The organism is Sporolactobacillus sp. THM19-2, from assembly GCF_004153195.1.
In the GTDB taxonomy this organism is placed as follows: domain Bacteria; phylum Bacillota; class Bacilli; order Bacillales; family Sporolactobacillaceae; genus Sporolactobacillus.
In genome coordinates this window covers 91866-115968 of the sequence record NZ_SEMC01000008.1, presented here as the reverse complement: position 1 = coordinate 115968, position 24103 = coordinate 91866, and the positions used below count along the sequence as shown (strand labels likewise).

At 45.7% G+C, this 24103-nt stretch carries 22 protein-coding genes; 21 read left to right on the top strand and 1 reads right to left on the bottom strand.

The window, feature by feature from the left end; all coding sequences use genetic code 11:
* Positions 1–136: 136 nt before the first annotated feature.
* The 21 genes from EWH91_RS08525 (at position 137) to cotE (ending at position 22789) form a co-directional block, all read left to right on the top strand.
* Positions 137–1372 (top strand): M16 family metallopeptidase, encoded by a 1236-nt coding sequence (locus EWH91_RS08525; RefSeq protein ID WP_129929618.1) that lies wholly within the window; start codon positions 137–139, stop codon positions 1370–1372.
* A 241-nt stretch (positions 1373–1613) separates the two neighbouring features.
* A complete protein-coding gene (gene dpaA / locus EWH91_RS08520) occupies positions 1614–2513 on the top strand; it encodes a dipicolinic acid synthetase subunit A (RefSeq protein ID WP_129929617.1) in 900 nt (299 codons plus the stop codon).
* On the top strand, positions 2510–3097 hold the full coding sequence (locus EWH91_RS08515; RefSeq protein WP_129929616.1) for a dipicolinate synthase subunit B: 588 nt from the start codon (positions 2510–2512) through the stop codon (positions 3095–3097). The genes dpaA and EWH91_RS08515 overlap by 4 nt, the downstream gene beginning before the upstream one ends.
* A 259-nt stretch (positions 3098–3356) precedes the next feature.
* Entirely contained in the window at positions 3357–4604 is a 1248-nt protein-coding gene (dapG, locus tag EWH91_RS08510; RefSeq protein ID WP_129929615.1) for an aspartate kinase, read from the top strand.
* Between the two features lie 5 nt (positions 4605–4609).
* Entirely contained in the window at positions 4610–5515 is a 906-nt protein-coding gene (gene dapA / locus EWH91_RS08505) for a 4-hydroxy-tetrahydrodipicolinate synthase (RefSeq protein ID WP_129929614.1), read from the top strand.
* Between the two features lie 254 nt (positions 5516–5769).
* On the top strand, positions 5770–7437 hold the full coding sequence (locus EWH91_RS08500; protein ID WP_129929613.1) for a ribonuclease J: 1668 nt from the start codon (positions 5770–5772) through the stop codon (positions 7435–7437).
* Positions 7438–7602: 165 nt separating this feature from the next.
* On the top strand, positions 7603–9915 hold the full coding sequence (locus EWH91_RS08495; protein ID WP_129929612.1) for a DNA translocase FtsK: 2313 nt from the start codon (positions 7603–7605) through the stop codon (positions 9913–9915).
* Positions 9916–9943: 28 nt separating this feature from the next.
* Positions 9944–10672, top strand: a complete 729-nt coding sequence (gene ymfI, locus EWH91_RS08490) for an elongation factor P 5-aminopentanone reductase (protein WP_129929611.1) — start codon at positions 9944–9946, stop codon at positions 10670–10672.
* A gap of 74 nt (positions 10673–10746) precedes the next feature.
* Positions 10747–11019, top strand: a complete 273-nt coding sequence (locus tag EWH91_RS08485) for a DUF3243 domain-containing protein (protein ID WP_129929610.1) — start codon at positions 10747–10749, stop codon at positions 11017–11019.
* A gap of 193 nt (positions 11020–11212) precedes the next feature.
* Positions 11213–11980, top strand: a complete 768-nt coding sequence (locus tag EWH91_RS08480; protein ID WP_129929609.1) for a DUF3388 domain-containing protein — start codon at positions 11213–11215, stop codon at positions 11978–11980.
* A 34-nt stretch (positions 11981–12014) separates the two neighbouring features.
* Positions 12015–12902 (top strand): helix-turn-helix domain-containing protein, encoded by an 888-nt coding sequence (locus EWH91_RS08475; RefSeq protein ID WP_129929608.1) that lies wholly within the window; start codon positions 12015–12017, stop codon positions 12900–12902.
* 131 nt (positions 12903–13033) lie between these two features.
* The gene (gene pgsA / locus EWH91_RS08470) at positions 13034–13612 is read left to right on the top strand and encodes a CDP-diacylglycerol--glycerol-3-phosphate 3-phosphatidyltransferase (RefSeq protein WP_129929607.1); all 579 of its coding nucleotides are present in this window, start codon (positions 13034–13036) and stop codon (positions 13610–13612) included.
* Between the two features lie 89 nt (positions 13613–13701).
* Positions 13702–14952: a competence/damage-inducible protein A gene (locus EWH91_RS08465; protein WP_129929606.1), complete on the top strand. Its 1251-nt coding sequence runs from the start codon at positions 13702–13704 to the stop codon at positions 14950–14952.
* Between the two features lie 91 nt (positions 14953–15043).
* Positions 15044–16114: a recombinase RecA gene (gene recA / locus EWH91_RS08460; RefSeq protein WP_129929605.1), complete on the top strand. Its 1071-nt coding sequence runs from the start codon at positions 15044–15046 to the stop codon at positions 16112–16114.
* 358 nt (positions 16115–16472) lie between these two features.
* Positions 16473–18035 carry a ribonuclease Y gene (rny, locus tag EWH91_RS08455; protein ID WP_129929604.1) on the top strand — a complete coding sequence of 521 codons (1563 nt, stop codon included), beginning with the start codon at positions 16473–16475 and terminating at the stop codon, positions 18033–18035.
* Between the two features lie 169 nt (positions 18036–18204).
* A complete protein-coding gene (locus EWH91_RS08450) occupies positions 18205–18999 on the top strand; it encodes a TIGR00282 family metallophosphoesterase (RefSeq protein ID WP_129929603.1) in 795 nt (264 codons plus the stop codon).
* 105 nt (positions 19000–19104) lie between these two features.
* On the top strand, positions 19105–19365 hold the full coding sequence (locus EWH91_RS08445; protein ID WP_129929602.1) for a stage V sporulation protein S: 261 nt from the start codon (positions 19105–19107) through the stop codon (positions 19363–19365).
* A 256-nt stretch (positions 19366–19621) separates the two neighbouring features.
* Positions 19622–20086 carry a CBS domain-containing protein gene (locus EWH91_RS08440; protein ID WP_129929601.1) on the top strand — a complete coding sequence of 155 codons (465 nt, stop codon included), beginning with the start codon at positions 19622–19624 and terminating at the stop codon, positions 20084–20086.
* A gap of 145 nt (positions 20087–20231) precedes the next feature.
* Entirely contained in the window at positions 20232–21746 is a 1515-nt protein-coding gene (miaB, locus tag EWH91_RS08435) for a tRNA (N6-isopentenyl adenosine(37)-C2)-methylthiotransferase MiaB (protein WP_483315829.1), read from the top strand.
* Positions 21743–22102: a YlbF/YmcA family competence regulator gene (locus EWH91_RS08430; protein ID WP_129929599.1), complete on the top strand. Its 360-nt coding sequence runs from the start codon at positions 21743–21745 to the stop codon at positions 22100–22102. The genes miaB and EWH91_RS08430 overlap by 4 nt, the downstream gene beginning before the upstream one ends.
* 141 nt (positions 22103–22243) lie before the next feature.
* Positions 22244–22789: an outer spore coat protein CotE gene (gene cotE, locus EWH91_RS08425; protein ID WP_129929598.1), complete on the top strand. Its 546-nt coding sequence runs from the start codon at positions 22244–22246 to the stop codon at positions 22787–22789.
* A gap of 74 nt (positions 22790–22863) precedes the next feature.
* Here cotE and EWH91_RS08420 read toward each other — a convergent pair whose 3' ends face one another.
* On the bottom strand, positions 22864–24084 hold the full coding sequence (locus EWH91_RS08420) for an MFS transporter (RefSeq protein WP_129929597.1): 1221 nt from the start codon (positions 24082–24084) through the stop codon (positions 22864–22866).
* Between the last annotated feature and the right edge of the window lie 19 nt (positions 24085–24103).

The window sequence follows — 24103 nt, the reverse complement described above, 5'->3', positions numbered from 1 at the left end:
TCTTAAATGGACAGGGAAGCCGAAAGGCTTTGAAACAAATCCTATAGGAATCCAGGAGTCATTCCAGGTATCCGGATCCAACTGGAAATTCTCTTGGATTGAGCTCTTACTACTAATATACGAGGAGGATTATAGAGTGATTATTAAACATACGGCAGCGAATGGGGTGCGGATTCTGCTTGAAAAGATATCCTCCGTTCGCTCGGTCAGTATAGGAATCTGGGTCGGTACGGGATCACGTTATGAAAATAAACACAATAACGGCATTTCCCATTTTATTGAACACATGCTGTTTAAAGGGACTGCTACACGAAGCGCACGTCAAATTGCTGAAGCGTTTGACCGGATTGGCGGACAGGTCAATGCTTTTACATCTAAGGAATGTACGTGTTATTACGCAAAGGTGATGGATCGGGATGCATCGTACGCCATGAATGTCCTGGCAGATATGTTTTTTCACTCCCGCTTTGACCCGGAGGACATGGAAAAGGAAAAAAAGGTCATTGGTGAGGAAATTAAGATGTATGAAGATACTCCGGATGACCTCGTACATGATCTCCTGAGCGCAACCAGCTTTGCTCATCATCCGCTTGGTTATCCGATATTGGGTACAAAACGTACACTTGCAGAGTTCGGTCCGGAAGAATTGAAAACACATATGCATAAACATTACAGGCCGGATAATATTGTGGTATCCATTGCAGGGAATGTCTGTGATTCATTTATTAATGAAGTTGAAGCCATATTTTCAGGTTATCAGGTACCAGATCTGGAAGAGCCACAGCCGGCTCCTTTATTTCATCCTGGAAAAATTGCGAGAAAAAAGGAAACCGAACAGGCACATATATGTTTTGGCTTTCCCGGTGTTTCAAGCAGTAACAAGGCATCGGTCCCTCTTATCGTGATGAATAATATTCTGGGAGGCGGAATGAGCAGCCGGCTTTTTCAGGAAATACGTGAGGAAAAAGGGCTCGCTTATTCTGTTTTCTCTTTTCATACGGCGTTCAGAGACAGTGGCCTTCTGACGGTTTACGGAGGCACCGCAGCGGACAGAATCGGTGAACTCGGAGAAAATATGCTTAACAGCATACAGCGGATGATACACGAAGGGGTTTCAAAAGATGAGCTTGACAGCAGTAAGGCTCAAATTAAAGGAAATATTATTTTCGGGCTTGAGAGTACGAGCGGGCGGATGAGCAGAAATGCCAAAAATGAACTTATTCTGGGACATGACCGTCCGGTAGATCAGATGATCAGTGAAATTGATACGGTTACCGTGGATGATGTACACGATATTGCTGAAAAAATATTTCAAAAGCCCTACTCCTGTTCGATTGTCAGCCCGACAGGAGATCTGCCGGCAGCGATATAATAAAACTTGTTATCCCATGAAAAAGGGTCTGGTAAACTTTTACCGGGCTCCTTTTTTACGTGAAAAAAACTGAATTTTCAGCATGAAAGGGTTCAGGAAAAATGAAGCTTCACGCCGTGCAACGCGTCAGCCGGCAGGTTTTTCTTTACGTCTCGTGCTTTTCACAATGCCAGGTTTTTATCATAACATAAAGTGTTAAATGAAAACCGGCTATATAAATGGCTGAGCGGAGGGAAAGCCAGTGCTGACAGACAGACATATTGTGATCCTGGGGGGCGACGCCCGGCAGATTGAAGTGATCAATAAACTGGTTGCACTTGATGCCCGTTTGTCCCTCGTCGGCTTTGATCAGCTGGACAGAAATTTCAATGGCGCGATCAAAGTGAATATGGATGAAGTACAGGCCGATGCGGTTGACAGTCTGATTTTACCAGTAAGCGGTACAGATAAAAAAGGCTTTGTCGAAACAACGTTTTCAAACGAAAACGTTCAATTAACAGCCGAATGGCTGGAGAAAACACCGGAACACTGCACAATTTACTCAGGTATTTCGACAGATTACCTGGATAAAGCGGCAGTTGAGGCCGGCCGTTCGGTTGTCAGATTATTTGAGCGGGATGATGTGGCCATCTATAATTCAATTCCAACTGTTGAAGGAACATTAATGATGGTGATACAAAATACAGATATTACCATCCATAATGCTCAGGTGATGATTCTTGGCCTTGGCAGAACAGGAATGAGCCTGACGCGGGCTTTCCACGCTTTGGGTGCCCATGTCAAAGTCGGAGACAGGCATCCGGAACATTTGGCGAGGGCACAGGAGATGGGGGTTCAGACGTTTTATCTGACTGATCTGGAAAATCAGGTTCAGGATAATGAGATCTGTATCAATACGATACCGGCACTTGTGCTCACCAGTAAAGTTCTTTCCAGGATGCCTTCCGGAAGTTTTATTCTTGATGTCGCTTCACTTCCCGGAGGAACGGATTTCAGATATGCCAAAAAAAGGGGAATTAAAGCCATGATCACACCCGGTTTACCAGGACTGGTCGCTCCTAAAACGGCGGGCAGGATTATCGCAAATGTCATGGCAGAATTACTCCTTGAAAAATTTAACAAAGGAGGAAACCCGATATGAGCCTGAAGGGCAGACACATTGGTTTTGGCATTACCGGTTCTCATTGTACGTACAGTCAGGTCATCCCGGAAATAAAAAAGCTGATCACTCTGGGATGTCAGGTGACGGTTTTCGTTACCTATACCGTGAAAAATACCGTTACCCGTTTTGGAAGCGGTAAAGACTGGGTCAGTAAGGCCGAGGAAATCACGGGCAATAAAGTCATTGATTCGATTGTTGAAGCTGAACCCTACGGTCCGAAAAAACCGCTTGATTGTATGATTATTGCTCCTCTGACGGGAAATTCAATGAGTAAATTTGCCAATGCGCAGACAGACTCGCCGGTGCTCATGGCAGCAAAGGCAACCCTCAGAAATGGCAGACCAATTGTCCTTGGTATTTCAACGAATGATGGACTGGGACTCAATCTGCAGAACATTGCAAAACTGATCGTAACGAAGAACATTTACTTTATTCCGTTCGGTCAGGATGATCCGGTAAATAAGCCAAATTCCCTCGTTGGACATATGGATTTGATGCCTGAGACGGTTGAATCAGCTCTGCTCGGGAAACAGCACCAGCCCCTGCTGCTTGAAAAAAAGTAGTCAATCCGGTGATTGATCTCTCCTTCTGACAGGATTATGATAAAATAAGGTTGTCATGATGTATGCTGTCAGACTGATACGTTCATTTGCTTTTTAACCGGTAGTGGTCTGAGAGAATGATGCTCAGAATATCGTAACTGGCTGCAATCTGAATTTTGTTTTTTCCGGACATTGGCTGTATGTTGAGATGAAGAGAACCAGTGATCTCATGATATCACCCGGCCGGGATTCGGATGTACATGAAGGGATGTAAACGAATTTGAAAATAATTGTTCAAAAGTTTGGCGGGACATCCGTTCAAACTGCAGCAATGAGGAATCACGCTGTTCGTCATGTTGTGCAGGCAGTAAACATGGGTTTCAAAGTGATTGTCGTCGTTTCGGCCATGGGACGCTCGGGCGATCCTTATGCAACGGATACACTGCTGGGTCTTGTGAAGGAACATAACAGTTCTGCCCGTGAAAGGGATATTTTGATGTCATGCGGAGAAACCATATCCATGGTGGTCTTCTCCAGTTTGCTTAAGGCAGCAGGTGTCCGTTCTGAAGCGTTAACAGGTGCTCAGGCCGGATTTCGCACAAATGCGACATTTAATGAAGCAAAAATCGTGGAAATGAAAGTAAAGCCGTTGCTCCGCAGGCTCGAAAAACTGGATGTGGTCGTCGTTGCGGGTTTCCAGGGACAGACCCAGGATGGTGAAATCACGACGCTCGGACGCGGTGGAAGTGATACATCAGCTGCTGCTCTTGGAGCGGCAGTCGGCGCCGAGTGGATTGACATCTTTACCGATGTGAACGGCGTGATGACAGCCGATCCGAGAATCGTAAGCAATGCGCGACGACTTTCCGTACTCACATACAACGAAGTATGTAATCTGGCTTATCAGGGCGCTAAAGTGATCCATCCCCGGGCGGTTGAAATTGCGATGACTGCGAAAATACCGATCCATATCCGATCCACTGTTTCTGACGAACTCGGGACGCTGGTCACGACAATGACTCAGTCCGGAAGGGATCAGGATATCAGGGAACGCCCGGTAACAGGCATCACCTATGTAAAAGGGGTGACGCAGATTCGAGTACGGGCAGGAAAGGATGAATATGATCTTCAGGCAAAAGTGTTTAAAGCCATGGCAGAGCAAGGGATCAGTGTCGACCTGATTAATATAAGTCCTAATGGTGTGGTTTATACGGTAAACGGAAAGGCCAGTGAACGGGCGGTCAGTACATTGAAAAGTCTCGGATATACTCCGGAAGTTCTGACCGGCTGTGCCAAGGTTTCTGCCGTAGGAGCAGGAATGGCCGGCCTGCCGGGAGTCGCTTCACGGATTGTCAATGCCCTTACAGAAAAGGGAATTCGTATTTTACAATCCGCGGATTCACATAACACAATCTGGGTACTGGTTGATGAATCCAGAATGGAGCAGGCCGTAAATGCCCTGCACCATGCGTTTCATTTAGAAAAAGTTCAGGATCAAATTCAGACGGAGCAACAGAAACAGGAGTGAGGAGAATGGATTTTGGAAGTTTGCTGACCGCAATGGTCACCCCTTTTGATGAAAAAGGAAATGTAAGTCTTGAACGCACGACAAATCTTGTGGAACATTTACTTAAAACAGGATCAGAAGGCATTGTTGTAGCCGGAACAACCGGAGAGTCACCGACGCTTACAACAGATGAAAAGTTGCGTTTGTTTGAACATGTTGTCAAAACGGTCGCCGGGCGCGCTAAAGTCATCGTCGGAACGGGGGGAAATAATACCCGGACTTCTGTTGCGCTTTCAAAAGAAGCGGCAAAACTTGGCGTCGATGCCATCATGGCTGTTGCTCCTTTTTACAATAAACCGAATCAGGAGGGCATATACGCACACTATAAGGCCATTGCTTCGAGTGTGGATTTACCGTTAGTGATTTACAACATACCGAGTCGCTCGAAAGTGAATATTACGGCCGATACGATTATCCGCCTGTCCAAAATCGATAATATTGTAGCTGTTAAAGAAGCGAGCGGAAATCTTGATCAAATGGCAGCCATCATCAGCGGTACTGACGAACACTTTCACCTGTACAGCGGGGATGACGGCCTGACGCTTCCTGTTCTTTCCATCGGCGGGCAAGGCGTGATTTCAGTTGCTTCGCACGTTATTGGTCCGGAAATGAAATCGATGATTACAGATTATCAGGCAGGCAACAATCAGCGGGCGGCCGAAGCTCACCGGATGATGCTTCCGTTTATGAGAGAACTGTTTGCTGCCCCGAGTCCTGCTCCTGTTAAAACTCTGTTGAATGATCTGGGCATTGCCGTCGGTCCTGTACGTCTCCCGATGGTACCACTCAATAGCAGGGAGCATCAGTTACTGACTGAATCGTACACGGCCTTAAAGAACAAACAAAAGGTTCAGGATAAAGTTTCCAAATAATGATCACGATAAAGGTGAACGGTAAAGATCCGGTTCACCCTTTCTTTTTATGAGGACAGGCTGCCACTTGCGTCAGCAAGTGGCACGTGCTGATACCAAACGGGGAGTGAAGTGCGAACGGGAGGATTATGAACTGGCCGCTTTTTTTCCCTTTGTTAAAAAATTGTACTTTAGTGCACGTTTGGTTATAATGAGGTTAATGATTAGTTCGGATCAAAAGCGATGACTGCTCAATTAAATAGGAGGAATGCCCATTGTCACGTTCTAAGCAGGACAGTGTGAGAATTTACGCAATGGGCGGCGTTGGTGAACTGGGAAGTAATATGACAGTCATTGAAGTGAATCATGATTTATTTATTATTGATGCAGGTCTGATGCATCCGCACGAAGATATGCTTGGTGTGGATACGGTGATTCCGGATATATCTTATCTGGATACGAAACGTGATCTTATCCGTGCAGTTCTTCTGACACATGGCCATCAGGCCAACATCGGTGGCCTTCCTTATCTTCTGAACGATATTCATGCACCGGTTTACGGAACAGAACTGACTCTCGCCTTAGTGAGAGAGACGATGAGAGATGCTGGAGAAAAATATCGTAAAGACCAGTTTGTCACCATTGATCCTGATAAGGATCTGAAAATTGGTCATACACGTTTCTCTTTCTTTCGTACGTACCACAGTGTTCCGGATTCGATTGGTATTGCGGTGCATACTGCTCAGGGCATTATACTTCATACGGGTGATTATAAATTCGACTTTACACCTGTCGGTCGTATACGGACTGATGTCAGTAAACTTTCAGATTTTGGTGAGGAGGGTGTCCTGTGCCTGCTTTCCGACAGTAAGCATGCGGAAATACCAGGCACGGCACCTTCTGATTCCGTTATCGGAGATCAGTTCAGCCATATTTTTTATTCATTGGAAGGCCGGGTCATCGTGGCCATTCATGCGACAAATTTACATCGCATTCAGCAATTTATAGATGTGTGTGTCATGCATGGAAAGAAAATAGCCATTGATGGAGAATATTTGAACAGAATCATTTCGATAGCTGTAAGAAAGGGCTATCTTAAGATCCCGCATCATATTATTTTGTCCTGGGACAAAGCAATGAAATACCCGAACAATAAACTTGCGATCCTGACCAGCGGGGCTGATGGAGATCCACTGACACCATTAACCAGCATGGCTAATCATATGCATAAAAAATTAAAGCTTGAAAAAGACGATCTGATTATTTATTCTGCATCACGGACCCCAAGTAATGAAAAGACTGTAACCAATGCGATCGATCAGCTGATGAGTGAAGGCGCACAGGTGATCTTCGGCAGCAGCGTTCATGTTTCCGGACATGGGTCACAGGAAGACATTAAGCTTATGCTTCAGCTGACACGTCCAAAATATCTGGTTCCGGTTGATGGAGAGTTTAAAATGATGAAAACTCACCAGAAAATTGCCGAGTCAATGGGTATGCCTTCAAAGAATATCTATTTACTGGATAAAGGGGATGTGCTGGAGTTCACCGGTGGGGAAGCGAAGCAGACGGAATCTGTTCCAGCCGGCCAGCTTCTTGTCGACGGTCTCGGTGTTGGCGATGTAGGGAATATCGTCCTGCGCGACCGGCGCCTGCTGTCACAGGATGGTACAGTAGTCATTGTCGTTACACTCGGACGCAAGACGAAAAAGATTCTTGCAGGACCGGAAATCATTACCCGCGGATTTGTATATGTCAGAGAATCAGAAGATTTGCTGGATCAGGCTAATCAAATTGTTGCCGAAGTGCTTTCAAAAGCACTGACACAGCATGTTTCTGAGTGGTCATCGCTTAAAAGCGGAATTCGAGATGCATTGAGTCGTTACTTTTTTGATAAAACCAAACGCCGTCCAATGATATTGCCAATTATCATGGAATTCTAAAAAGGTCAGGCCCGGACAGGTCTGATCTTTTTTCACATCAGACAACCTTTGCGAAAATCAGGGCAGTAGAGTAAATTAGAAAGGGCGGGAGCAGTCTTCCGTCGCTATTTGTATAGCAGTTATCTGAAGCAGAAGATGTCATTGGATTAATTTAGAGGTGTATACATGGCAGGCAAGAGAAAGAAAAGAGCAGGCAAGTCAAAAAAAGGATGGAAGGGGACGCTGATTTATGAGGTAGGCGGTCTTTGTATGTTCTCCCTGACCTGTATCGGGATCAGCGGTCTTGGAGCAGCAGGAGAGGTGCTGAAGGAAATGGGCCGGTTTCTGACCGGTGACTGGTGGATTATCCCAATGCTCGCCGTCCTGGCACTGTCCGTCTATTATATTCTTTACCGCAGACAGCCGGCGTTTTTCACTCGGAAACTGACTGGTGCTTACCTGTTATCGCTGGCTATTCTGCTGATCAGTCACGTGAAATTATTTGAGACCCTTTCATCAGTAAACCAATGGCAGAATCGTTCCGTTATTTACAATACATTTGTTCTTTTTCGTGGTGAACTGAACGGGACGCTACCTGTTTACGGACTGGGCGGTGGAATGATCGGTGCGATCAGTTTTGCATTTTTCCATTATCTGTTTTCAACAACCGGCACGCTGTTCATGGCCGCTTTTCTGGTCCTGGTCGCCTCCATTCTGATTACCGGGAGATCTCTCAGAGATACAGGGAAAAAACTGTTCGGAGGTATGTTTAAAGGACTGAGAAGCAGCGGTAAAAAAGGGATCGAAGCTCTGCACGGGTATTTTTCCGGAAAGAAAAAAAAGAAACAGGCAGCCGGATCAGACGTGCATCATCCTCAGGAAAGAAACGAACCAGATCCTGTTGTTCGATCAGAATATGAACCGGAAATACATGACTTTAATGAACAGCAGACCCTTTTTCCTGAAACGGAAACCACACCGCAGGAGCACGCCGGAACAACAGCGAATGAAACAAAACCTGAAGATCAGGTGCCTGACTTTATGCAGGAGCACGTCGAAAATGAGGATTATCAGCTCCCGCCGATAGATCTGCTCAATCATCCCAGAAAGAATGCACAGAATAATGAGCGGAAACACATTTCCGAAAATGTTCGGACACTGGAACGGACATTTGAGAGTTTCGGGGTACGCGCATCGGTCCGTGAAGTCCATCTTGGTCCTGCAGTAACGCGGTACGAGGTGTATCCGGAGGCGGGTGTTAAAGTAAGCAGAATTCTTGGGCTCAGTGATGACCTGGCACTGGCACTGGCAGCCAGGGATATTCGTATCGAAGCGCCGATACCCGGAAAATCAGCAGTGGGTATCGAGGTGCCCAACCAGGAAATTGCCATGGTCGGTCTGCGTGAAGTTCTCGAATCGAACAATGCCAAAAAGGCACGTTCAAAACTGACCATTGGACTTGGGAGAGATATCTCAGGTGAACCCATCCTGTCCGATCTGAATAAGATGCCGCATCTTCTTGTTGCCGGGGCTACCGGAAGCGGGAAAAGTGTTTGTATTAACAGTATCATTGTGACACTTCTTATGAGAACGAAACCAAGTGAAGTTAAACTTTTTATGATTGATCCAAAAATGGTGGAACTGAACGTTTATAACGGCATTCCTCATTTACTGACACCGGTGGTTACGGATCCGGCCAAGGCAGCGCAGGGGTTGAAAAATGTTGTCGGTGAAATGGATCGACGCTATGAACTGTTCTCAGAAAGCGGTACGCGTAATCTGGAAGGGTATAACGAGCATGTTGCAAAATATAATTCGGAACATGAAGACAAGCAGCCCCTGATGCCTTATATCGTTGTGATTATTGATGAGCTGGCCGATCTGATGATGGTCGCATCAAAAGATGTGGAAGAGACAGTGACCCGGCTTGCGCAGATGGCACGGGCTGCAGGTATTCATCTGATCATTGCAACGCAGCGGCCTTCAGTAGATATTATCACCGGCGTGATCAAAGCAAATATTCCGTCACGTATTGCTTTCAGCGTCTCATCAATGATGGATTCACGTACCATTCTTGATTCCGGAGGTGCTGAAAAACTGCTCGGGAAGGGAGATATGCTGTTTCTCCCTATAGGTGCATCCAAACCGATTCGTATCCAGGGTGCCTTTTTGTCCGATGAAGAAGTGGAGCATGTTGTTCAGTATGTCATCAGTCAGCAGAAAGCAAATTATCGCAAAGACTTAATTCCTCAGGATCATCCTGAGCAGAACAGGGAGAAAGTTGACGACGATTTATTTGATGACGCTGTTCAGCTGGTCGTCAATATGCAGACAGCAAGTGTATCCATGCTGCAGCGCAGGTTCCGGATCGGTTATACACGGGCAGCACGATTGATTGACGCCATGGAAGACAGGCACATCGTCGGCCCTTATGAGGGCAGCAAGCCGCGCGCAGTTCTTGTTCCGAAACAGGATGATGAGGCATCCAGTCATAATTGAGCGACAGAGGTAAGGTGGACGAAGAGTCATGAGAAATATACTGATCACAGGTGCAAGTGGTTCAATTGGTCAGGCAGTAGCCGGGAGAATCGCAATGTCCGGTGCGTCTCTGTATCTTCATTACTGCACAGGTGTTGATCGGATTCAGAAACTTTCCGGCAAACTCAGAAATAAATTTCCTGAACAGTTTTTTACATGTGTTCAGGCAGATCTTGCAGATGAAAACGGGCCGGATAAACTGCTTCATCAGCTGGATCAGCAGGTTGACGGCGTTATTTATACAAGCGGGCAAAGTCAGGTCGGACTTTTCCAGGATGTCCCTTTAAAATCAGTGCAACAGCAGATCCAGCTCCAGCTGATCAGTCCGTTCCGTATCATTCAGAGCCTGATTCAACCGATGATCAGGGAAAAGCAGGGAAAAATTGTGATTGTTTCTTCCATCTGGGGACTGACTGGTGCTTCTACCGAAGTTCTGTATTCCATGGTCAAAGGCGGACAAAACACGTTCGTTAAGGCGCTGGCAAAAGAAGTCGCGCCCAGTGGTATTTCCGTCAATGCCGTTGCGCCGGGAGCTGTTGATACCCCCATGATGGACGAGTTCAGCAAACAGGATATCGCGCTCGTTAAAGAAGATATTCCCATGGACAGACTGGCTGAACCTGAAGAAGTCGCTTCACTCGTTGCCTTTCTTATGCGCCCTGAATCCAGCTATATCAGCGGACAGGTCATTTCGATCAATGGGGCATGGTACTGCTGACTGGAATTTCCGTAATAAAAGAGCAGAATCGAGACAACCTAAACATGCACAAAATATAGCAGGGAGGTTGTCTCATGTCTGTATTGGAAAACTGGGATAAATGGAAAACATTTCTTGGAGAAAAAGCAGATCAGGCGCAAAAAATGGGTGTAGATGAAGAAACGCTGACAGGTTTTGCAAAAAAAATCGGGGATTATCTCAGCCAGAATGTGGACCCGAAAACAGATCAGGAACGTGTGCTTTCCGATTTGTGGCATGTCGCAGAGGATCATGAGCGGGAAATGCTGGCTCACTTAATGCTTAAGCTTGTTGATCAGGATGCACACCGGATGCAGCCACAGAGTTGAACCTGAATAAAGAAAAAAGAGAGGCCCGATGGCGTCTCTTTTTTCTTGTACCCTGTCGTTAAAATGTAAGGTTTATGATAATATTAACTAAGGGTGTAAAGAAGGACATGTGCTGATATAAGGATGTGGACCTTCTTTCATTTTTCGGGCATCTTTATACGAAAGTCTGTTTTTACGGAGAGGGCAAGCATCCATGAACGACGGCAATGAATGGTATCTGGAATATGAAATACATAGAAATGAGCCGGGGCTTCTTGGAGATGTCGCATCGCTCCTTGGTAAGCTGGAAATCAATATTCTTACGATAAACGGTATTGATCATAAACGGCGCGGACTCCTTGTTTGTACGGATAAAGATCAACAGATTTATCGTTTTCTTGAAATTGTTGGAACCATGAAGAGGATACATTTGACGAAGGTACGTCGAACGACTTTAATGGACAGGCTGGCCGTACGCCACGGAAGATATGTCGAGAGGGATACAGATGACCGGAAAACTTTTCGTTTCACCCGGGATGAAATCGGACTTCTTGTTGATTTTATGGCCGAATTGTTTAAAAAGCCAGGTCATCTCCTGATCGGTATACGCGGGATTCCGCGTGTGGGAAAATCCGAATCCATTATCGCGGCAAGCGTATCCGCAAACAAACGCTGGATATTTGTCTCTTCGACTCTGCTCAGGCAGACCATCCGCACTCATCTGTCCGAAGACGAACGGTTAAACGATCATATTTTTGTCATTGACGGACTGGTCTCAATGAAACAGGGTACGGAATCTCACTGGAGGCTGATCCACCAGATCATGCGCCGGCCGGTTACCAAAGTTGTGGAACATCCGGATGTTTTTGTCCGTCATACGGAGTACACAATGGACGACTTTGATTATATGCTCGAGCTCCGTAATCATCAGAACGAAACCATTGATTACGATTCTTATATGAATGAACTTAATCTTTTCTGAAATTGATTTTAATAAGTATTGGTAGGTGTTTTTCATGAGTGAACTTGGTCAGGCATTGAAGGACGCCAGAGAAAATAAGGGACTGACTCTGGATGAACTTCAGGAACAGACAAAAATTCAGAAACGTTATCTCCAGGCAATCGAGGAGGGTCATTTTGAACGTTTACCCGGTGCATTTTATACTCGGGCCTTTATTAAGAGTTATGCCGAAACCGTCGGTCTCGATTTCGCAGAGTTGACAGAAAAATACGCATCAGAAATGCCGAAGGTTCATCATGAGTCTTCAGAAATTCGTACCCTTCCTCCTGATGGAACGGATGACTTGCCTTCAAGAGCTTCCCGTCCGGGCAAAAAAAGGTCTGGGAACTGGTCGTCTGTGATCAACAAAGCGATCATTATCGTCATCTGTCTCATCGTACTCATGATCGTATATATTCTGATTTCCAATTTTGCAGGAAGCCGTGCAGAAAAGGCTCCGGATACGAATCAGGGAACGGGCTCCTCCATTTCTTTCAGTGGGACCACTCATTCTGATTCAGGCAGTTCCATAGCCGATTCAGGAAACAGCCAGTCCGGATCCTCCCCATCGACATCGCAGAAACAGAGTCTGAAGCCGGAACAGACGCAGGGAAATAAGAGCACCTATACACTTACAGGAACAACGGAATTCAAAGTGAATATCGCAACGAAAAACGGTAACCCGGCCTGGTTCCGCGCTCAGGACGAAACGGGTAAAATACTTCTTGAAGGAACCGCTTCGGATGCAGGTAAAAAATCGTACAGCTTTGATGCAGGGAATGTGAAATCACTTTCTATCAAGTTCGGCAGCGTGCCCAACACTGAGTTTAAGGTTAACGGTCAAGCATTCCATTTTCCAAACAAAAATATAATCCAGACGATTATCATTAAATTCAACAAATAACCAGCCTGAGAACGGGGCTTGTCTGATGACGACAGCCCTTTTTTCAATGATGATATTTTGAAAAATATGATAGAAATGTGTCAGATGATCTTTTTGACAATAATTTTTGCACGTATAAGGAGGAATTTAATGTGAATATAGCCAATAAGTTAACTGTGTCCCGTATGGTTATGATCCCCATTTTTTTGATCTTTCTTCTGGCCCCTCTTCAACTGGGCACAATTGGCTCAGGTGATTTTACTCTTCCCGTATCTCAGATGATCGCCGGATTTATTTTTATGCTCGCTTCTTTCACCGACTGGCTTGATGGACAAATTGCCCGGAGAAGGCATCTTGTGACCAATTTCGGCAAGTTCTCCGATCCGCTTGCCGACAAACTGCTTGTCATGAGCGCGTTTGTTTCTTTTGTCGGAATGGGCAGGATGGCTTCCTGGATGATTATCGTGATTCTCGCCCGGGAATTTGCAGTAACCGGATTACGTCTTGTTGCAGCAGGAGAGGGGGATGTTATTGCGGCAGGAAAAATGGGAAAATGGAAAACATTGTTCCAGATGGTTGCTATTATTTTGTTCCTGTTCAACAATATTCCATTCGGTATCGATGGCTTTCCTCTTGATCAGATCATTCTCTGGATTGCGGTTATCCTTACCATTGTGTCGGGAGCTGATTATTTTTATAAAAACCGGGATGTGATTCTTCGGTCAAAGTAATTCTTTCCGGTTGCACTTCGCAACCTCCTGAATGATAATAAGATTAAAGAATGGAAGATTGTGCGATTAAGAATTGGAGTCCTGATTTCATGAACGCAGAGATTATAGCAGTTGGTTCTGAACTCCTGCTTGGGCAGATTGCAAATACGAATGCGCAGTTCATATCGGAGCACCTTGCCACACTGGGGATTAACGTCTATTTTCATACGGTATGCGGCGATAATCGCAACCGCCTCCGTGACACCATCAGACACGCTGAAGAAAGATCCGATCTGCTTATCTTTACAGGCGGTCTTGGTCCGACAAAGGATGATTTAACGAAAGAAACGGTTGCAGAATGTCTGGACAGAAAACTGGTGACGGATCCTGATGCAATGAATAGTATTATGGCTTATTTTAAGGAAACAGGCAGAGAAATGACGCCCAATAACCGGAAACAGGCACTGGTTATCGAAGGAAGCCGGGTATTGCCGAACAGGCAGGGAATGGCACCGGGAATGGTCGCTGAAAAGGACGGACGCATGTATGTATTAATGCCCGGGGTTCCTTCAGAAATGAAGCCCATGTTTCTGGAATTTGCCGCCAGTCACCTCGCTCTGAGCAGCAAAGAACACATTGAGTCTCGTGTGTTACGCTTTTTCGGTATTGGGGAATCTGCGCTGGAAACTAAAATTATCGATCTGATTGATAACCAGTCGAATCCCACGATTGCTCCGCTGGCCAAGGAAGGCGAAGTAACTCTTCGCCTGACGGCCAGACACCGCAGACGGGAGAGCGCCATTCAGATGCTTGATCGCGTTGAGAAGCAGATTGATGAGCGAACAGGCGGGTATCTGTACGGCTACGGCGAGGAATCACTGGCTGAGCACGTCTTTCGTTTGTTAAAAAAGAAGGGCAAAACCATTGCTTTTGCTGAAAGTCTGACCGGGGGCATGGCAGCGGAATGGATGACCGGTTTTTCTGGCGCTTCGTCGGTGTTGAACGGGGGTATCGTCTGCTACACAAATGAGGTGAAGGCCCATGTTCTTGGCATTCCCCAAACTTTGCTGCACTCTGCGGGAGCGGTCAGCGCGGAGTGTGCGAAACAAATGGCATCGTCCGTCAGAAATCTGTGTGCTTCGGACATTGGTGTGGGCTTTACAGGAGTGGCCGGACCGGAAAAAAGTGAGGGTAAAGATGTCGGCACGGTTTATATCGGTATTGCTGACCAAGATGGCTCAGAAAGTTATCTATACAAGTTGGCCGGTTCACGGAGAATGATCAGGATCCGTTCGGTTAAAACAGGTTACGACCTGGTCAGAAGGCATCTTCTGAAGTTACCTCTTATTGAACGGTTATAATGATACGAATAAATATTTGGGGAACACTTGTGCTTATTCATTAAAAAAGGTATGATTTAATAAGAAAGTTTTAAGGAGATGATCCGGGAGAATGGCTGGGAAAAATGACAGAAAGGCAGCACTGGACAGTGCACTGCGTCAAATCGAAAAACAATTCGGAAAAGGTTCGATCATGAGGCTTGGTGAACAGCCGGAGCAGCGTGTGTCGACCGTTTCGAGCGGTTCTCTGACACTTGATATCGCCATGGGTGTCGGAGGATATCCACGTGGACGGATCATTGAAATATACGGGCCTGAATCCTCAGGTAAAACGACGGTGGCCCTGCATGCTATTGCTGAAGCTCAGAAAGGTGGAGGACAGGCCGCCTTTATTGATGCAGAACATGCTCTTGATCCTGTTTATGCAGAACACCTGGGCGTCAATATAGATGAACTGCTCCTGTCACAGCCGGATACAGGTGAGCAGGCACTGGAAATCTGTGAAGCATTGGTCAGGAGCGGTGCCATTGATATTGTTGTTATCGATTCTGTAGCTGCTCTGGTTCCAAAAGCTGAAATCGAAGGTGAAATGGGTGATTCCCATGTCGGGTTGCAGGCGCGTCTCATGTCTCAGGCATTGAGGAAATTGTCAGGAGCCATCAGTAAATCAAAAACAACGGCTATTTTTATCAACCAGATCCGTGAAAAAGTCGGTGTGATGTTCGGAAATCCTGAGACGACACCAGGAGGACGCGCGCTGAAATTTTACGCCTCCGTCCGCCTTGAAGTCCGTCGCGCCGAAGCGTTAAAAGTTGGGAATGATATTGTAGGAAACCGTACAAGAATTAAAGTAGTGAAAAACAAGGTTGCCCCTCCTTTCAAACAGGCGGAAGTGGATATTATGTATGGTCATGGTATTTCCAGTGAAGGTGAGATCCTCGATATCGGTTCTGATCTGGATATTGTGGAAAAAAGCGGGTCCTGGTATTCATATCATAAAGAGCGGCTCGGTCAGGGAAGAGAAAATGCAAAATTATTTTTGAAAGAAAATGAGCCGATCAGGGAAGAAATCAAGAAACAAATCAGGCAGCATTATCATTTGGATGAAACACCAGATGAAACACCGGATGAATCAGCGGATAAAGAAGCTGTGGTTCATAGTTCGGATGCCCCCAAAAAATAATTGAAGGATATCAGGGAAAAAGATTGCGTCAGAGGAACGCAATCTTTTTTTATAGCCAGAATACCTTTGGGGTGATTTGCCTAAAACATGTAAGGTTGACAACCTATATACGCAACTATACAATTAACTTGTGACTTATCAGTCACATATTTCATGTTCATGTAAATTTTTCTGCCAGTAAGTGCTTAACGGATAATGTCATAATGACTGAAGGGAAGCTGTAAATAGAACCGGAGACAGATGAAAGCTGTTCATTGATTCCGTATCCCTCAGTTTCTTATCGTTTCTTTTAAGCACCATGCAAAAGTAAAAGTGACAGATTTTACTTCTTGACGATACGGAAAAGCAAGGAGGTGAAATGATGACGATTATTACAATCATCTCCATTGCGCTGATCTCTGTTGTTTGTCTGTTTGTTGGTTATTTTTACAGGAAAAAAATTGCTGAGGCAAAAATCGCTTCTGCTGAGGCAGCAGCTCATCGGATTATTGAGCAGGCCCGGCGTGATGCGGAAGCATTAAAGAAAGAAACTCTCCTTGAAGCTAAGGATAAGATTCATACGCTGAGGTCTCAGACAGAAAATGAAGCCCGGGATAGAAGAAATGAACTTCAAAAACAGGAAAATCGCCTGGTTCAAAAAGAGGATCTGCTCGATCGCAAAAGCGAATCTCTTGATAAAAAAGAAGGTTCATTAGAAAAAAGGGAGGAAGCACTTAGCAAGAAACACCGACAAATTGAAGAGATGGAAGGCAAAGTGGAGGAAACACTGCACAAGCAGCAGGATGAACTTGAGAGAATTTCCGGCCTGACGAATGATGAAGCAAAAGAATTGATCCTTAATCAGGTCAGACAAGAGTCATCACATGATGCGGCACAGATTGCCAGAGATATTGAAATGAAAGCGAAGGAAGATGCGGAGAAGAAAGCAAAAAGCATTTTATCCCTTGCCATTCAACGTTGTGCCGCTGATCACGTCACAGAGACAACTGTTTCCGTAGTCAATCTTCCAAATGACGAGATGAAAGGCAGGATCATCGGGCGTGAAGGACGTAACATTCGTACCCTTGAGACGCTGACAGGTATCGATCTGATTATCGATGATACACCTGAAGCAGTCATCCTGTCGGGGTTTGACCCGATCCGTCGTGAAGTGGCCAGAATTGCTCTTGAAAAGCTGGTTCAGGATGGTCGAATTCACCCGGCCCGCATTGAGGAAATGGTGGAGAAGTCACGCCATGAAGTAGACGAAAAAATACGTGATTATGGCGAACAGACCACCTTTGAAGTCGGAATTCACGGCCTGCATCCGGATCTGATCAAGATCCTGGGACGTTTGCATTTCCGTACCAGTTACGGCCAGAATGTGTTGCAGCATTCCGTTGAAGTTGCCTTTTTAACCGGGATGATGGCTGCGGAGCTTGGAGAGGATGAAATGCTGGCCAGACGGGCAGGACTGCTCCATGATATTGGTAAAGCCATTGATCATGAAGTTGAGGGCAGTCATGTTGAAATCGGTGTGGAACTGGCAACCAAGTATAAAGAACATCCTGTTGTGATCAACAGTATTGCATCACATCACGGAGATACGGAGGCTACTTCTGTCATATCTGTTCTGGTTGCGGCGGCTGATGCACTGTCTGCTGCACGGCCGGGCGCACGGCGCGAAACGCTTGAGAATTACATTCACCGTCTCGAAAAACTTGAAGAAATCTCTGAGTCGTTCGAAGGCGTTGAGAAATCTTATGCTATACAGGCAGGACGAGAGATCCGGATCATTGTTCAGCCGGATATCATAGATGATGCAAAATCTTACCAGCTCGCTCATGATATCACCAAAAAGATAGAAAGCGATCTTGACTATCCTGGTAATATCAAAGTGACAGTGATTCGTGAAACACGTGCTGTTGAATATGCAAAATGAAAAAGCGGCTTTAAGCCGTTTTTTCATTTTTACAGGAATGATTTACATTTCAGAGATGATACCGGATCAGGTTAAATAAGGCTCAGCCGGTAACAGAGGTCGGGCTCCGTCAGGTTTTCTTTATACGATAAAAAACAGAGAAAATAATAGGGCAGGATGTGACTATTTCTTGAAGATACTGTTCATTGGAGATATTTATGGCAAAACAGGAAGACAAATGATCGACAACTATTTACCTCAATTAAAAAGCCGCATTCATCCGGATGTGACGATTATTAATGCAGAGAACGCAGCTCACGGAAAAGGGATAACGCAAAAGATATATCATCATCTTCTTGAAAAGGGAGCAGATATCCTGACAATGGGAAACCATACATGGGACAATAAGGATATTTTTGATTTTATCGACCGGGCTGATCGTCTGGTAAGGCCGGCCAATTTTCCTGAAGGGACACCTGGAACAGGGATGAGAATCCTTCACGCCGGAAACAAGCATGTTGCAGTGATTAACTTGCAGGGCAGGGTGTTTCTTCCGGCCCTTGATGATCCGTTTCGATTGGCAGATCGCCTCGTTGCTGAAGCGAGAGAAAAAACGCCTGTTATTTTTGTCGATCTGCATGCTGAAACGACAAGTGAAAAATTGGCCTTAGGGTGGTATCTCGATGGAAGGGTTTCCGCAGTTATCGGGACACATACGCATGTTCAAACTGCTGATGAGCGGATACTTTCTCAGGGAACAGCCTATCTTTCGGATGCGGGGATGACCGGGCCTTATAACGGCATTATCGGCGTGACCCGGGAGGCGGTAACAAGGAGGTTTCTGACGGCAATGCCTGTCCGATTTGAAAGTGAAGAGGGTGAAGGACAGTTGGGCGGCGCGGTGATCACGGTAAATGATACAACAGGAAAGGCCAGTAAGATCGAACGGGTACTGATTAACCCGGATCACCCTTATTTTGATTAACATGGAGGGCTTTTTCAACCTTGTCAGATCCATGAGGGCATAGTCCCCTTTTTATGGGAATATAGTTTAATACGGGTAATTCTCAGAAGGAGATGACAAGCAGCCATGGATGTGTTAAAAGTTTCAGCAAAATCTGTTCCTAATTCTGTTGCCGGTGCCCTGGCACATGCGATGCGCGTGCAAAAATCTGCAGAAATTCAGGCTATTGGAGCCGGAGCACTAAATCAGGCTGTTAAAGCTGTCGCCATTGCAAGAGGTTTTGTCGCTCCAAGCGGGCTGGATCTGATCTGTATTCCAGCCTTTACAGATATTAAGATTGACGGTGAAGAGAGGACAGCGATTAAGCTGATTATCGAACCGAGATGAAAGTGTACAGGTTTTCTGGTGTCTTCAAGCAGTCAGGAAACCTGTTTTTATCCAGTGGTAATACCCTCCCACCTCAGAGTCATGGGGATAAACGAACACTTCCAGGTGGGGATCACTGCCCGCAGCAGCCCGATGGGTTCAACGAACAATCAGTGGAGTAGGAAGCGCCCACTGATTTGAAATTTCATTTTATTGAAAACGCATACATTATATGATGTATAATGAATAGTGAAGAGGGGGAGAGGAGCGGGTAAAGATGCTTGTCAGACAAGTCATGATTACAGATGTTGTATCCGTCCATGAAGATGATCTCATTTCAGTCGTACTTAAGAAAATGATTGATCATCGAATCGGTATCATCCCGGTTCTTGACAGTAAGGACAGACTGTCAGGCGTGATCACAGATGGTGACATAATGAGAACTCTGCTGCCAAAACAAATGACTGTTTATGATTGGTACAGCCTCATCGCGTCAGTGAAGGTGGAGATCACACGTGGCCATTTAGAAGATTTATTAAACAAAAAAGTCAGCAAGCTAATGAGAAAACGAAATATCCTGACTGTCACGGCTGAACGGGACCTGGGGGATGTGCTCCGAATGCTGTCGCATCATCATCTCAAACGCGTGCCTGTCATCGACAGGGAGCATCATGTCGTTGGTCTGATCGGCCGAAGTGACGTGCTCCGATACCTGGGTGAACAGGTTCTCGGAGAAGTATAAACCGGTCCATCTGCTGTCACAGCATGTTCACCTCACATTAATTACAAGGGTATCTTATTTTTCTTCTGCCTTCCCCCTACAAAGCCCTGCCCCGAACCATGCGTCGATTCTTCCATTCACACGCATAGTTTGTTATAATTTAAAGATTGAAATAAAAAAAGGGGGCAAAGCTGTGGTCGAGTCAAAATTCAGCAAAGTGGATTTTTCCAGGTACTTCCAGCCGCCTTCTCTTAAAGCGGCAAGAAGACGTCGCAGAGAAAAGGTTCATATCATAAATGATTTCAGTATTCCTGATGAAATGAAAGGTATCGGTCGAAATAAAAAGTACTTAATCGAAACCTATGGCTGCCAGATGAATGAGCATGATACCGAAGTCATGGCCGGTATTCTTCAAGAAATGGGGTACAGCGAAACAGCAGAAATTGCTGAAGCAGATGTCATTCTGATTAATACCTGTGCGATTCGGGAAAATGCAGAAAACAAAGTGTTCGGACATATTGGTTATCTGAAACCGCTCAAAAGAGAGAACCCCGGTTTAATCATCGGTGTCTGCGGCTGCATGGCTCAGGAAGAAACAGTAGTAAATAGAATTCTGCACAAATATCCTCAGGTTGATCTGATCTTTGGTACGCATAATATTCACAGATTGCCGCAATTGCTTCAGGAAGCCCTGTTCAGTAAAGAGATGGTCGTTGAAGTCTGGTCCAAGGAAGGAGATATCATCGAAAATCTTCCCCAGGCACGTAAAGGCCATTTTCAGGCCTGGGTTAATATCATGTACGGTTGTGATAAGTTCTGCACCTACTGTATTGTTCCTTATACACGCGGAAAAGAACGCAGCCGGCGTCCGGAAGAAATTATTGAGGAAGTTCGTGACCTTGCCCGACAGGGTTATAAAGAAGTGACGCTTCTGGGTCAGAATGTTAATGCTTATGGTAAAGATCTTAAGGATCTTGATCATTATGGACTGGGCAATCTGATGGATGAGATCCGCAAAATCGGTATTCCGCGTGTCCGTTTCATGACCAGTCACCCTAAAGATTTCGATGATCATCTGATCGAAGTACTGGGTAAGGGTGGGAATCTCTGTGAACATATTCATCTTCCTGTTCAGTCCGGTAATTCCGATATCCTGAAGATCATGGGGCGCGGATATACACGTGAACGTTACCTTGATCTCTTCTATAAAATAAAAAAAGTAGTTCCTGGTGCTTCATTTACAACCGATATCATTGTCGGTTTTCCGAATGAAACGGAAGCACAATTTGAGGATACCCTGTCTCTTGTCAGAACGTGCCGGTTTGATGGAGCCTATACGTTTATCTACTCTCCACGGGCCGGGACTCCTGCTGCACGAATGAAGGATAATATCCCAATGGAAGTCAAAAAGGAACGTCTGCAACGGCTCAATAAACTGGTTGATCAGCTGGCGGAAGAGAGTAATGCAAAATATCAGGATCAGGTGGTTGAAGTTCTGGTAGAAGGAACCAGCCGGAAAAATGCAGAAATGCTTACTGGTCATACCCGAACCAATAAAGTCGTTAATTTTTCCGGCCCTGAATCGCTGATTGGTCAGCTTGTGCAGGTCAAAGTGACTGAAACAAAAATGTGGTCACTGGATGGAGAGTGGCAGAGAGAGCCGGAGGTCAGCCAATCATGACCAGACCGCAGTATTCGAATGAGGAAATTATGGCGAAGGCAAAGGAACTGGCTTCACGAATGGGATCAACAAATCAGATTCAGTTTTATAAGCATGCCGAAGCCAAAATCAGCGCAAATCAAAAAGTCCTTCAGCTAATAGACCAGATCAAACGTTATCAAAAGGAATCAGTAAATCTACAGCACTTTCAGAAACATGAGGCATATAAACGAAATGAGGAGAAACTTCATCAACTTCAGGAGGAACTGGATGCTATCCCTGTCGTTCAGGAATTTAAACAATCCCAGGGAGAAGCAAACGATTTTCTTCAGCAGATTACACGCCTCATCTCCCGCCGTGTAACGGGAGATCAGTAAAAATAAAGAGATACTGACAGATGATTGTTTCCCTGCAATGGATGCAGGGATTTTTTTTTATATGCAGGTGTCACGAGAGATTCACACGTGTTATTCGCCCTGCATAACATGAAGTGAAGAAGGCAAAGGAGGTTTGTACTTTTGGCAGATCATGCTTACAGGGAAATCATCACGAAAGCTGTTTGCGGTAAGGGAAAGAAATTCAGCCAGTCCGCTCACACCTTAACACCGACGCATAAACCTTCGAACATCCTTGGATGCTGGGTCATCAATCATAAATATAGAACGAACTATCAAAAGGATGCAGTGGTCATCGAAGGGACATATGACATTAATACATGGTATGCCTATAACAATAATACGCGTACCGAAGTGGCCTGTGAAACGGTCAGCTATCGCGATAAAATCCGGCTGACCCTGCGCGACAAGAATCTGATTGCTGATAATGTCACGTGCAGCGTACGCCCGCTGCAGGGACCGAACTGCCTGGAAGCGAAAATTTCATCTTCCGGTAATAAAGTGATGGCTCAGGTAGAACGGGAATTTCTGGTTGAAGTGATCGGGGAAACAAAAGTTACTGTCCAAGTAGAAGGAGACGGGCTCGAAGAAATCGATTATGATGATGATGAGCTGGAGAAGGAACTTAATGGACTGGACTCCGAGTTATTAACAGATGAAGACGAGTGACAGGAGAAGAGGCGTCTCTCCTTTTTTTCTGAACGAAAAAAGATGGGTCAGTTCAAGACCCATCTTTTTTATCGTCATCTACTGAAGCGTTCAGGTTTTTCCGAGCGCGTATGAATCAGAAAGATGAAAAACGTGAGGAATGAGAGTACAGCCGACAGGATAAAAACGAATCGAACACCGAGTTGATCCGCAAGAAATCCGATCAGCACGGTGCCTGACCCGAACATGACCGATACGATCGCATCCAGTGCAGCATAGATCTTCCCCATTTTTTCTTTCTTCGTGTTCGTCTGAATCAAAGTCTGGAATGAAATCTCCTTCATCTGATTGGCCATTCCGACCAATAGAGAAAGGAAGAGGGCCAGCCATGGGTATGTGTTGCAGCCAAACCAGAGTGTCACAAGTCCGGTGATGAAAAGCCCGGCCAGTGCCGCCTGCTTCAGGTTATCCTGTATGAATGAGGACCAGCGCAATCCGGCTGCTCCGCTAATCAACAGTCCGGCGAAAAAGGAAAAATTAATATACCCCCAAAAGGCAGCTCCGACATGGAGGACTTCCTGGACGTAAACATAAATGATAGCTGCGATCCAGACGACAAAAGCCAAAGATTCCATTCCGTCAATGATCGCAATCACGCGCAGGACCGGCGTACGCCAGAGCATGATCCATCCATCCCTCACCGTTTGCCATGGACTTTCCCCGGACATGGGCTTTCTCCGGACACGATCATCCGTATAGCTGATCATGGCCAGACTTCCCGTAGAGAGGGCAAACAGAATACCGGTCAGCCAGATCATGGATGAACCTCCCAGCCAGGCGGCGAATACGCCTCCAACAGCCCAGCTGCTCATGTTGATACATTGATCAAGCATCGAGAGAAAACTGTTCGCCCTCACCAGTTTTTCAGGTACAACCAGGTTTGGAATCATGGCATTTCGTGACGGGGTTGCCCATCCGTCGAGAAAACTGATGATCGCAACGAAAAGAAAAATGACCCAGAGGGCATCCTTTATATCCAGTGATGACAGGACTGCAAAAAAGAGCAGCAGCAGGGTTTTACCAGCCTGAGAAACAACAAGCGTCCGTTTCACTCCTGCAGATTCGATCATTAAAGGAGCGGTGAGATCACCGGTAAACCTTGAAAGAGTGTTAACAAATGGAACAAGCGCCATCAGGAATGCTGAACCGGTGTCCGCGTAAATGACCGTCATCAGACCAACAACATAGAATACATCACCACAGTTAGCCAGCGACTGACCCATCCATAGATAACGGAATGCGTGATTTTTCGTCATCAAAGTTGCTCTCCTTTAA